The sequence below is a fragment of the Vibrio sp. nBUS_14 genome (assembly GCF_051201655.1).
GTDB lineage: Bacteria > Pseudomonadota > Gammaproteobacteria > Enterobacterales > Vibrionaceae > Vibrio.
Window position 1 is genome coordinate 1924558 of record NZ_CP179206.1, and the last position, 12977, is coordinate 1937534.

9 protein-coding genes are annotated in these 12977 nt (G+C 42.9%); 4 read left to right on the forward strand and 5 right to left on the reverse strand.

Annotation, left to right across the window (positions count from 1 at the left end; all coding sequences use genetic code 11):
- Window positions 1-100: 100 nt before the first annotated feature.
- The 4 genes from ACMAZD_RS08990 to ACMAZD_RS09005 all read right to left on the reverse strand — a co-directional run bounded on the left by ACMAZD_RS08990 (window position 101) and on the right by ACMAZD_RS09005 (window position 4284).
- Entirely contained in the window at window positions 101-784 is a 684-nt protein-coding gene (locus ACMAZD_RS08990; RefSeq protein ID WP_435249353.1) for a hypothetical protein, read from the reverse strand.
- Window positions 785-1059: 275 nt separating this feature from the next.
- Complete coding sequence (prc, locus tag ACMAZD_RS08995; RefSeq protein ID WP_435246973.1) at window positions 1060-3054, reverse strand: carboxy terminal-processing peptidase; 1995 nt, start codon at window positions 3052-3054, stop codon at window positions 1060-1062.
- A gap of 17 nt (window positions 3055-3071) precedes the next feature.
- Window positions 3072-3695, reverse strand: a complete 624-nt coding sequence (gene proQ, locus ACMAZD_RS09000; protein WP_017106990.1) for an RNA chaperone ProQ — start codon at window positions 3693-3695, stop codon at window positions 3072-3074.
- Between the two features lie 97 nt (window positions 3696-3792).
- Window positions 3793-4284 (reverse strand): GAF domain-containing protein, encoded by a 492-nt coding sequence (locus tag ACMAZD_RS09005; protein WP_435246974.1) that lies wholly within the window; start codon window positions 4282-4284, stop codon window positions 3793-3795.
- An 89-nt stretch (window positions 4285-4373) separates the two neighbouring features.
- Between ACMAZD_RS09005 and ACMAZD_RS09010 the strand changes: the two genes are divergently transcribed.
- From ACMAZD_RS09010 to rsmF, 4 genes are all read left to right on the forward strand, one after another.
- On the forward strand, window positions 4374-6170 hold the full coding sequence (locus tag ACMAZD_RS09010; protein WP_435246975.1) for an ABC transporter ATP-binding protein: 1797 nt from the start codon (window positions 4374-4376) through the stop codon (window positions 6168-6170).
- 66 nt (window positions 6171-6236) lie between these two features.
- Window positions 6237-7547, forward strand: a complete 1311-nt coding sequence (locus ACMAZD_RS09015) for a PqiA/YebS family transporter subunit (RefSeq protein ID WP_435246976.1) — start codon at window positions 6237-6239, stop codon at window positions 7545-7547.
- Window positions 7534-10191 (forward strand): MlaD family protein, encoded by a 2658-nt coding sequence (locus tag ACMAZD_RS09020; RefSeq protein ID WP_435246977.1) that lies wholly within the window; start codon window positions 7534-7536, stop codon window positions 10189-10191. The genes ACMAZD_RS09015 and ACMAZD_RS09020 overlap by 14 nt, the downstream gene beginning before the upstream one ends.
- A 149-nt stretch (window positions 10192-10340) precedes the next feature.
- Window positions 10341-11762 (forward strand): 16S rRNA (cytosine(1407)-C(5))-methyltransferase RsmF, encoded by a 1422-nt coding sequence (gene rsmF, locus ACMAZD_RS09025; RefSeq protein ID WP_435246978.1) that lies wholly within the window; start codon window positions 10341-10343, stop codon window positions 11760-11762.
- Window positions 11763-12064: 302 nt separating this feature from the next.
- On the opposite strand, the gene ACMAZD_RS09030 is transcribed toward rsmF, so the two are convergent.
- Window positions 12065-12973, reverse strand: a complete 909-nt coding sequence (locus tag ACMAZD_RS09030; RefSeq protein ID WP_435246979.1) for a CvfB family protein — start codon at window positions 12971-12973, stop codon at window positions 12065-12067.
- Between the last annotated feature and the right edge of the window lie 4 nt (window positions 12974-12977).

A 12977-nucleotide genomic window follows, 5' to 3' on the forward strand; every position in this document is an offset into this window, starting at 1 on the left:
ATATTTTACTATTTTATGAATAAAATCTGATGGGAACGCCTAATAAATAAGCAACAAACCATATTATAAACGAGTTCAATTTTAGGGCTAAAAATCGGACTTATCGAATACGATTGAGCACCGCAAACATGTCTCCTTCTTCACCTTGAAGCGTCAACACATCACTATTTAATGTGTAACGAGTGCCGTGTTCACCGTTCTCATAAAGTAAAACCAACTGATCACCTTCAGTGTAATACACTCCGCGACGAATGACTTCACCACCTTCTTCATCTGATACTCGGAACATAAAGATAAAGTCAGGTTGAAGCACTAAATCCATTTTTTGAATGTTACTGGCACGTAAATCGCTTCCGGAAAGTTCTGCGCTTGACCATATTCCCGCCAATGCGTTTGGTAAAGCCTTGGTGAACATAACACCGTTAAGGTTCAGCATATTATGGTTACTACTGTAAGCATAAACTTGGGGTTCTGAAGTATTCAAACCCAGAATGAGCGTATCTTCATTGGCGTTATATAAACCTTCCCAATGATAGACACTGTAGTCTTTCTTTTGGATATCAATAGTGAATGAGTAATTTGAATCGAGAGTGAGTTTGATTGCTCTAAAGTTTTCAGTGCCTTGCTCAGGATCTGGATTCATCAAATACCAATCGCCAAGCAACAGAGGAAGGTCAAAATGAGATAGATTACTATCACTTTTTGATTGTTGGCTGCTCGAAGCTACCTCGCTCCCAAAAGCAACAAAACTTAAACAAGATAAAATTAGTAAAATCCATTTCATATGCGCCCCCTCTTTTTCTTTAAGCTTAGGCACATAATGAATAGAAAGCGAAAAAATATGATCCAAGTCACTAAATTTTAAGTGCAAAGTAACTTAAATGTTATTGTTCGACGCAAAATAGAGCAAAATAACCCTGAGTATTGAGTGTTCTTTGCAAGAATCTCAACGGTTACAATCAGGTATTCCTGTCAAATCATAGACACAAAAAAAGCGAGCCTAGGCTCGCTTTTTAAATTTTGCATCTCTAAACAATCACCTTTTAACCGGTATTTGCTCTATTTCTTGAGCATATCCAGCATGATAGCAACTGACTCTTCAAGATAAGCATCCGGGGCTTCATAGTCTTTAGGAATATCATCTAACGTTTTAAATACCTCTGATTTAGCGGCTTTTTGACGTTGGTTGATACGCTCTAGACGAAGCACATCCGCATCATCACTCTCTTGCTGACGTACCTTTTCATTCAAAGAAAGGTCGTTATTGTCTTTATCTGCCTTGTATTTTTCAATATCTTGCGCGATAAAGCCAAATTCCATGTCAGTAGCAATACGAGCTTGATGTTGAGCAGTTAAAGCAACTATCTTTTCATCATTACGCTGTAACACTGAGTAGCTTGCTTTATCAATACTATCCCAAGGCAGAGCATTATCTTCAACACTTTCACCTGTATCTGCTGGATCAATTGGCGTTGGGTACGCAATATCAGGTACTACACCTTTGTTTTGCGTACTGCCACCATTGATTCGGTAGAATTTCTGAATTGTGTATTGAACGTAGCCCAACTCTTTGTCAAACAAATCATAGATATGATTCAAAGAGCGATGTTGTTGCACCGTTCCTTTACCGAAAGAGTTTTCGCCAAGAATAATTGCACGACCGTAATCTTGCATCGCTGCTGCAAAAATCTCAGAAGCTGACGCACTGTAGCGATTCACCAATACCGTTAATGGGCCTTGGTAGCTGATTTCGCCGTCGGTGTCACTGTTCACTTTGACACGACCGTAACTATCGCGAACCTGAACAACGGGTCCCTCTTTGATAAATAAACCAGAGAGTTCGGTTGCTTCAGTCAGTGCACCACCACCGTTGTTTCGAAGATCAACGATAATACCTTCAACACCTTGCTTTTTAAGCTCAGTGATCAGTTTATCAGTATCTTTAGAAAGGCCAACATAGAAACTTGGTACTTCAAGAACACCAATCTTCTTGCCATCTTTCTCGATAACTTCAGATTTAACAGCACGGTCTTCTAAACGAATCTTGTCTCGTACAATTGTGACAACGTGGCTTTTTGCGTCATTACCTTCAGGCAAGATCTGTAGCTTAACTTTGGTCCCTTTCGGGCCCTTAATCAGCTGTACTACGTCGTCTAAGCGCCAGCCGATAACATCAACAACCTCTTCGCCATCTTGGCCAACACCGACAATGCGGTCACCATCGCTCAATTGTTTGCTGTTTGACGCAGGGCCACCAGCAACTAACGAGCGAATAACGGTATAGTCATCAGTCATCTGAAGCACAGCACCAATACCTTCCAAAGATAGATTCATCTCTGATTGGAATTGCTCTGCATTTCTTGGAGAAAGGTAACTGGTATGAGGATCAACTTCACGCGCAAATGCGTTCATGTAGATTTGGAAAGCATCTTCATTATGCGATTGCGTAATACGCTTAATTGCATTGTTGTAACGCTTTTCCAAAACCTCTTGAATCTCTGGCCACTCTTTACCAGTGAGTTTTAGATTCAACGCGTCGTATTTGACACGCTTCCTCCAAAGCTCATTCACTTCGGCGATATCTTTCGGCCACTCTGCTTCACTACGATTGAGCTCAATACTTTCATCAGTATCAAACTTAATCTCAGTATCTAACAACGACAACGCATACTGAAAACGTTCAAAACGCTTCTGCATGGAAAGATTATAAACATCGAAAGCAATCTGGTTATTTCCCGCTTTCAGCTGATCATCAATTTGCACAGATGATGAGGAGAAAAAGTCAATATCAGCTTGAGTGAAGATATTACGATTATAATCCAGCATCTCTAAATAACGATTAAAGATAGCTTGAGAGAAATCATCGTTGAGATTGAAGTGTTTATAGTGAGAACGAGTAAATCGAGAAGTAACACGTTTACTAGCAGTTTCGTGTTGGACCTCAGGAGCGAGTAAAGGTAAATCGTCCTGATCTAATTTGGCTTCAAGAGCCTGAACTGAAGCTGCTAGACAAAAGCTAGCAGCAATCAGTGTCAATTTTGAACGGCATTTCATGCGTAGGAGTATCTCCTTTAAGCGCGCAAGTGCTCCGCTTTAACAACCATTTGTAGGCCGTTTGCTAACTGAACACGTACATCTTCCTTATTGATTTCAACAATGGTCGCAGCCATGTTTCCTGTACCCATGTTCACATTTACTTCTTTGCCAGCGATGAATTCATCGGCGTTCAAAGCGCGTGTTTCTACAGGCTTTTCTACTTTGGGTGCTTTAGGCGCTTGGCGACGAGGCTGTTGAGCTTTCTTCGCCTTAGTTTTCGCTTTGCCTTCTTCACGAGCTTTCTGTGCTTGTTCTTTACGACGAGCCTGAACTTTCGCTTTGCTTTCTGCAAGTGTAGCTTTAGCGTGTTCTACGTGCTCTTCTTCTAATGTGCCACACGCGTTGCCGTCTAGGTCAACACGATCTGCGCCAGCTTTTACGCCGTGCAGGTAACGCCATGATGATGTGTACTGTCTTAACGCTGCACGAAGCTGAGTCTTACTTACTTTTTCGTCTTCATTTAGACGTTCAGCAAGATCTTGAAAAATACCAATTTTAAGTGGTTTTGCTTCACCTTCTAGAGTAAAGCATTTAGGGAAACATTCAGCAACATATGCGATAACTTCTTTGCTGTTTTTTAACTTTTCAGTGTTTTCCATGTGGGTTCCTGGTTTTTGCGGTTTTCCGCGAGCATTAAGAAAATATTTTTACGTATTATAGAGAGATGCTTGGGAAAAACCACAGTAAGAGAATAATTTATGCTTTGTTCGCGTGCGAATTAAGCACCTTTTCCACTTCAGCCATAAAAAATGTCAATCCGTCTTCATCAATTTGAGAAAAACGACCAATATTTGGACTATCGATGTCAAGAACACCCACGACTTTACCATCGATAGAGAATGGAATAACGATTTCTGAGTTACTTGCAGCGTCACAAGCGATGTGACCTTCGAACTCATGCACATCATGAATGCGCTGAACTGTATTCGTCGCAATCGCAGTTCCACAGACTCCACGCCCTACTGGAATTCGAACACACGCTGGCTGACCTTGGAATGGACCAAGCACAAGCTCATCTTGTTGCATTTGCTTATCTTGCTTTATTAAGTAAAAGCCAGCCCAATTAAGTTCATCTAATTCCATTAACAATAGTGAGCTAATATTTGCAAGATTCGCGATTAGATCGGTTTCTGATTCAATTAATGCAATGGCTTGTTTGGTTAAGCGTTGGTAATGTTCTATTTTCATATTAACTTCCAATTAAATTGAGACTTCCATTATCAAGAGAACGCAGTAAAATGCGGCCATCAAACTAAATAGGACTTATTCTCATTACAATGAACAATTCAGAAGATACTATTAGCCGTTCTTGGTTGATAACTCAAGTAAAAAAACACAAGTCCAAATTACTATTTGCTAACTTTGTTGCCATTCTTGCAACCTTAATTAGTGTCCCTATCCCTCTGCTTATGCCACTTATGGTTGATGAAGTTTTGCTTGATAAGCCAGCTTCAGGGTTAGAGATGATGAATCACCTACTTCCAGCCTCGCTACAAACGCCAACTGGCTATATTGCTCTTACTCTCTTGCTGGTCATCTTGATGCGCTCTGCCAGTCAAGCGTTGAATATTCTACAAGGTCGTCAATTCACTTTAGTTTCCAAAACGATCACCTACCAAATGCGTAGCAAGATGATTGATAAACTTGGCCGTATTAGCATCCGACAATACGAGACCAAAGGCAGCGGCGGTATTAATGCTCACCTTATTACAGACATAGAGACTATTGATAAGTTCATTGGATCGACCCTCTCTAAATTTATCATCAGCTTCTTAACAGTGCTCGGCACCGCTATCGTCTTACTATGGTTAGAGTGGCGTTTAGGGCTATTCATTCTACTGGTCAATCCTGTTGTTATTTATTTTTCTCGTAAACTCGGTAGCCGTGTTAAACACCTTAAGAAATATGAAAACCAGTCTTTTGAGCGTTTTCAGAGTCGCCTAGTCGAGACTTTGGATGGTATCTATCAACTTCGTGCCGCTAACAAAGAGCGTATCTTTCTTGACGAACTGAAAGTTCAAGCAAACCAAGTAAGAATCGATGCCGATAAATACGCATGGCAATCTGAAGCCGCAGGTCGGGTGTCCTTTTTACTATTTCTATTAGGCTTTGAGCTATTCCGCGCCGTCGCAATGTTGATGGTTTTATTTAGTGACTTAACCATTGGCCAAATTTTCGCAGTCTTCGGCTACTTATGGTTCATGCTCGGTCCTGTTCAAGAGTTATTAGGCATTCAGTTTTCGTGGTATAGCGCGAAGGCCGCGCTCCAACGCATTAACGATCTACTGCTACTTGAAGAAGAACATCGTCCGGTGAGTAAAGTGAACCCGTTCAATGAACATCAAGAAGTGACCGTCGACATTGAAGATGTTACATTTTCCTACACATTAGAAAACACTGTTTTAAATAAGCTATCCTTACATATACCCGCGGGTAAAAAGGTCGCTCTTGTCGGTGCCAGCGGTGGAGGTAAATCGACGTTAATACAGCTGCTGATTGGGGTTTATCAAGCAGACTCTGGGTGTATTCGTTATAACGGAGAAACAACCGACGACATCAGCTTTGATGTCATTCGTAATCAAATTGCCGTTGTTTTACAGCAACCTATACTTTTTAATGACACATTGAGGCATAATCTGACCCTCGGCGCCGAATACGATGAAATGTCGCTATGGCGTGCGCTTGAAGTGTCTCAGATGCAAGATGTAATTAAGCAGCTAAGTAACGGTTTGGATACTCAAATTGGTAGGAATGGCGTTCGACTGTCTGGTGGCCAACGACAACGACTGGCCATCGCCCGTATGGTGTTGAGCAATCCGAAGTTTGTTATTCTAGATGAAGCAACATCAGCACTTGATACAGCGACAGAGTCAGCTCTGCACAAAGCACTAAGCGAATTTTTGAAAGATCGCACAACTTTGATTGTGGCACATCGATTATCAGCAGTGAAACAAGCTGATCTGATCTATGTTTTAGAAGATGGACAAGTCACACAGACGGGAACACATGGTGAATTGGTTGAACAACAAGGACTTTATCAAACACTCTATGGCAGTGTGCAATCGCACGCCTAATGTTTGTCGTTCTAGTAAGTTAAGTCACTGCGATGTTTTGACCAACGTTTCAACTCGGGAGGTCTTGTGACCTCCCAGTCTAACCCTGTCACGGCTGAGCCATTACCGAGCGATCAGCCATCATCCGAACCTTCACAAGGTAAACACTCGTGCGACAACAGTTCTGTACGACTATGCCAAGGCTGTGAACTCCCAGTCGACAAGATAGACATCCCACATGGGAAGTCAGCTTACTGCCCTAGGTGCGGGACTCAGTTATACCGCGGAGGCACAACTGGTCTCTCTGGAAACCTAGCCATCGCAATCACCTGCTTATTGCTATTTATTCCTTCGCACTTCTTTGACTTCATCAGTATCCGTCTCATCGGCGTCATGATACCAGCAACACTGCCATCGGGTGTGTTCACCTTAATGGGAGAAGGCTTCCCACTGCTTGGATTACTCATTTTATTTTGTAGCTCTATCGCGCCGTTCCTTGTCTGTACTTCTGTACTGATAACACACGCATCATTGCGTTTTAAAATTTTCACACTATTTCGTTACTCATTAGCGATTATCCAAACCTTAAAGCATTGGATGATGTTGGATGTGTTTTTGGTGAGTGTGGCCATCTCGTGTTTCAAACTACAAGACTATTCCGATATTTTTGTTGGCCCCGGTTTAATTGGATTGATTCTACTGCAGTTATTCAGCGTTTTACTGGTGAGCCGCATTAGTGTGCGTCGTTACTGGGAAGCTTGGGCTCAAGAATCAGACTACTCTTTTATAGAGAGCAAAAATGTTCACTGTCACAACTGCCACCTATCTCAGCCTGAAGGTGACGCTTGTGTACGTTGCCACCATAACTTATATCACCGCAAGCCATACTCTATACAAAAGACTTGGGCACTGTTATTTGCGGCTTCCGTTGCCATAATACCAGCGAACGTCATTCCAATTTCGATCGTAATCACCAACGGACAAAGGCTAGAAGACACGACCATTTCGGGTATCGCTTCACTCATCAATACGGATATGTACGGCATAGCAGCAATTATCTTTATTGCAAGTATCGTGGTTCCAGTAGCTAAGATTCTCGGGCTTACGTACATATTGCTTTGTATACAGATGAAGCGAGCACGCTATCACAGGCAAAGAATGACCATCTATTTCATTGTGAAATGGGTAGGTAAATGGTCGGTAATGGATCTCTTCGTTATTTCGATCATGATGACCTTGGTCGACCGTGGACAAATTTTAAACTTTACACCAGGTTATGGTGCTGTGGCTTTCGGTGTCGTTGTTGTTATGACCATGCTGGCAGCGGAAAGCTTAGATCCTAGGCTAATTTGGGATAACCACACCTCTAAAAATGAGTCAGTGAATGAACAACAATAACCAATCACAAACGTCATATTTACCAGAAGTAAAAAAAAACAAAGGGATCTCACCTTTGTGGATTCTGCCGATTCTAACCGTAGCACTTGCTGGTTGGCTGGTTATGAAGTCAGTACACGATGCAGGACAACGTGTGCAGATCTACTTCTCGGATGCCGCGGGGTTAGTCGCAGGCCGAACCACGATTCGCTATCAAGGCTTAGAAGTGGGTATGGTTCGCGACATCACGTTGTCCAAAGACTTATCAAGCATTTATGTTGATGCAGACATCTACCCTGAGGCTCAAAAGCTTCTTTCGAAGGGAACGCGTTTCTGGCTAGTAAAACCCACAGCCAGCCTATCTGGCATTTCTGGTTTAGACGCCCTTGTTTCCGGTAACTATATTGCGATTCACCCTAGTGAAACCAAAGAAAAAGCAGAAACGGTGTTTCAGGCCTTAAAATCGTCACCTTCTGACTTATTGGCTTCCGAAGGCCTCAATATATCGCTGACGACTAAAGACCTTGGCGGCGTATCTGTCGGTTCACAAATTGTTTACCGTAAAATCCCGATTGGTGAAGTTTATAACTATCAACTCAATGAAAATGCTAAGTCGGTAACCATTCAAGCGGCCATCAAAGATGAATACAGCCATATCATTACCGACCAAAGTCGTTTTTGGAATGTCAGCGGCTTGGGGGCGAGTATCGGCTTTACTGGTGTTGACGTACGATTAGAGAGCTTAAGTGCCCTACTTGGTGGTTCGATTGCGGTCGACTCCCCGGGAGAAGGCCAACCGGTAGATATGAACACTGAATTCAAACTCTACCCCGATCTAAAGACCGCAGGTCGTGGTATCTCAATCAAGATCGCAGTGCCAGACGACAACAAGATAAGTGCAACCGGTGCACCTATAATGTACCGAGGCATCGAAATTGGTCAGATTACCGATTTATCGTTGAGCAAAGGTCGTGAAAACGTGGTGGCTTCTGCCGCTATCCAACCGGCATTCAGTGACTTTTTGAACAGCGGTAGTAAATTCGTTCTGGAAGAAGCTGAACTGTCGCTAACAGGTATGAAGAACATTGCTAACTTGGTGACAGGTAACTTCTTAACATTAGTACCTGGTGAAGGTGAAAAGTCTCGTCGGTTTACCGCTATTCGCAAGAACGAGTTCAGCCAGGTGCAAGAAAAGTCTGTTGCGATTCGTCTAACCTCTAACAATTCATTTGGTTTGGATGTCGGAACCCAATTGCTTTATAAAGGCATCGCCGTTGGTTCAATCATTGATGTTGGGCTGGTTGAGAGTGTTGGAACTGGTAACGACAAGCATGAAGTATTCATGGATGCGCTGATCGACAACCAATATGCGCACCTGATCAAAAGTAATAACCGCTTCTTCGTAACAGGCAGTGCGACGGCAGAACTTACAGAGTCAGGGCTAAGCGTCACAGTACCACCAGCCAAACAACTGTTGAGTGGCTCTATTAGCTTTGTGAGTGAAGGCAACAGTAAGTCTCGCTCTAACTATCAATTATTCCAAAGTAAGTCATTAGCAGAGATCGCCAAGTTCAATCAAACTGGCTCTAAAAAGATGTCGTTGTTTGCCAGTGAACTGCCTTCTATTTCGAAAGGAAGCCCTCTTCTCTACCGCAACCTTCAAGTCGGTAGCATTTCTAACTTTCAACTTGCAGATGGTGGCGTAAGAATCGAAGTAACCATTGAAAACCGTTACACACACTTGATTAACAAACACACGGTTTTCTGGAATCGTTCAGGTGTTGAAGTCGATGCCTCTTTATCAGGTATCAGCATTAAAGCCGCGCCGGTTAAAACGCTGATTCAAGGCGGTATTGCCTTTGACTCACTACCTGGGATCGACAATAAGCTTGGTAACGCTTGGAAGCTATACGCCGATTCGAAATCGGCGAGAAAGTTTGGCCGTGCGATTACCATCACCTCTTCTGGCGACCAAGAAGTCAGCAAAGGCATGGCGATCAAGTATCAGGGCGTAACAGTTGGTGAAGTCACTCTAGTGATTCCGAACTTTAACAAAGGTGGTATCGAAATTACCGCTCGCGTTTTACCGGAATACGTTAAGAAAATTGCAGTCGCAAACAGCCACTTTTGGTTAGCAGAACCGGAGATCAGCCTAAACGGTATCAAAAACGTATCGGCACTGCTCTCTAAACACATCAATGTTGAACCAGGAAAAGGCGACAAAACCACGGCATTTAAGCTCAGCCAAGGCCCCGTACAACCTGAAGGCAAAGTATTTACGTTGCAGAGTGAAACAAGAGGTTCGATATCTGAAGGCACACCAATTCTATTCAGAGAACTAGAAATTGGTTCTGTGATTGACGTAAAACTGGGTGAATTTGCAGACCGTATTATCTCAACCATTCAGATCAAACCTGAATACGCCTATCTGATTCGCTCAAACAGCGTTTTTTGGAATGTGTCTGGGGTTGACGTCTCTATCGGTTTGTCTGGCGCAAACATCAAGGCAGGAACAGTAGATAGCTTGTTAAGAGGTGGGATTACTTTCTCAACGCCCCCAACGAATGAACTACAACCGTTGGCAGAAGAAAACCAATCTTTCTATTTATATCCTCAAGCCGAAGATGAATGGAAATCTTGGAGAACCGCTATACCTCGCCCTTAGTGAACTAAGTTTCCACACTGAAACACACATGATTCAATTTAAAATGCAGCCAAAAGGCTGCATTTTTATTGTTTAAAACAAATTTGGTTTAGGACAATCTCATTTTGCTTTAAACTGCGCGCAATAACGCTATCAATCGAGATACCCTTTTGCACGCTAACGTATATATCCCAGAAGAATTCCTTACTCATATTGAAGGCATAATGCCAAGCCATCTAGATATGGTTTCGTTTGTCGCTTCTTGTCAAAAGCCACTTCGTAAAAGTATTCGAGTGAACACGCTGAAGATCAGTGTTGATGACTTCCTCGTACGCGCTAAAGACAAAGGTTGGGAGCTGGTAGCAGTACCTTGGTGTGAAACAGGTTTTTGGATCACTGCAGATGAAAGTGAAGCTCCTTTAGGCAATACAGCGGAGCACATGTCTGGCCTATTCTACATTCAAGAAGCCAGCTCGATGATGCCACCGTCCGCTCTATTCCAAGGCGAAGAGAATTATCAAGCCGTGTTAGACACCGCTGCTGCTCCAGGTTCGAAAACGACTCAAATAGCAGCCTTGATGGATAACCGTGGCGTACTGGTTGCTAATGAATATGCAGCAAGCCGAGTAAAAGTCCTTCACGCTAACATAGAGCGCTGTGGCGTGCGTAATGTAGCACTAAGTAACTTTGATGGCAGAGTCTTCGGTGGTTGGCTACCAGAGCAATTCGATGCTGTGTTGTTAGACGCACCCTGCTCTGGCGAAGGTACCATTCGTAAAGACGCTGACGCGATGAAGAACTGGACTTATCAGTCTGTCGTCGATATTGCTGACACTCAAAAAGATCTGATTGAAAGTGCCTTTCACGCTCTCAAACCTAATGGTGTGTTGGTTTACTCAACCTGTACATTAAGCACCGAAGAGAACCAACAAGTATGTCATCACCTAAAAGATACCTTTGGTGACGCAGTTGAGTTCGAATCTTTAGAAAACTTATTCGACAATGCAAAAGCGACCACGACTGAAGAAGGCTTTCTTCACATCTTCCCACAGGTTTATGACTCGGAAGGTTTCTTCGTTGCACGTATCCGTAAACTCGCTTCTGTGACACCACCAGAAGTGAAGAAACGCTTGGGTAAATTCCCATTTGAAAAAGCCAATAAAAAAGCACAGGAAGAAGTTGCGGATCAGCTTTTAGGCGCGCTAGATATCGAATTACCAAGTGATACTCAGGTATGGATTCGTGACAAAGACGTTTGGCTATTTCCTGAAGCACTGGAGCCGATGATTGGTAAGTTCCGTTTCTCTCGTATGGGCATTAAGATTGCTGAGACTCATAAGAGAGGCTACCGCTGGCAGCATCAGGTAGCCACAACACTGGCTACAGGTAACGAAGCCAACGTTGTAGAGCTTAACATCGAAGACGCGCGTGAGTGGTTCATGGGACGAGATGTGCGCCCAGAAGGCTTGTCAGGCAAAGGCGAAGTGCTAGTTAAATACAACGGCGCGATCATCGGCCTTGGTAAGTGGGTAGGCAACCGAGTGAAGAACGGTTTACCACGAGAGCTTGTACGCGATAAGAACCTGTTCTAATTGTGCTTAACTGCTTAAAGCATACGAATAAACAAAAAGCCCAAACAACGTAAATTGTTTGGGCTTTTTCTATTCACATCAGATAACTCGGTGCGATTAAAAATAATGTCGAATCAACGCTTAAAAACATAAATATCAATTCAACTCACTATTTGAGTTATAGAAAATCGCTTATTGAGGAATTTAAACTAGACTTCAGTCTATCAGACAAAGAATTACAACAATTAGCGTAGGCTCTTCGGAGCCCTTTCCCCTAAGCCCAAACAGGAAAGTTTGGGCTTTTTTTTAACCGAGAAACTCGCTTATTCAGCTAAGCGAATACCTTCTTTATCAATAGAGATTTTACCTGACTTGTACAGGCCACCGATGGTCTTTTTGAACGTACCTTTACTGGTTCTGAATGCGGTGAAAATCGCTTCAGGTGAAGACTTGTCGTTCAGTGGTAAAAAGCCGCCTTTCTTCTCAAGCAGCTCTAGAATCTTAGTGCTCAAGTCATCCATCTTCGCAACACCGACTTTTTGAAGAGACAAGTCAATCTTACCGTCTTCTTCACGGATGTTTTTGATGTAGCCTTTTAGTGACTTACCAATGAATAGCTTACCAATAATGTCTGATGGGAAAATCATTCCCCAGTGCTCGCCATTAACGATCGCTTTGTAGCCCAATTGGCTGCGCTCTGCGATGATAAGATCAACTTGTTCGTTTTGCTTATAAGTCGCAGGTGTGTTGTCTAACCACTTGTTGAACTTAGTTGTTCCAACAATACGGCTCGATGCTTTATCGATATACACATATACTAAGATTGACTGACCTTCGTTTAAACGGCCACGCTGCTCGCTGAAAGGAACCAGAAGATCTTTGCCTTTCACACCCCAGCTCATGAATGCACCGGTGCTGTTTACACCTTCAACCGTCATCAAGCCAAACTGCCCTACTTGAGCGATAGGTTTTTCAGTGGTTGCAGCGATCTGGTTGTCAGAATCAATGTATAAGAAAACATCTAGCTTTTGACCAATTTCAACACCTTCAGGAGTAAATCGTTCCGGCAGCAACACCGTTCCATAGTCGCTAGCGTCAAGGAATACACCGAAGTCTGCTTGTTTTACTACTTCTAGGTTGTTTATTTGACCAATATTAATCATCAAGATTGTCTCTACTTTAAATTTGGCGGTGATTATACGTGATCTCTGATATGCTTTCGCTAGTTTCATTCAT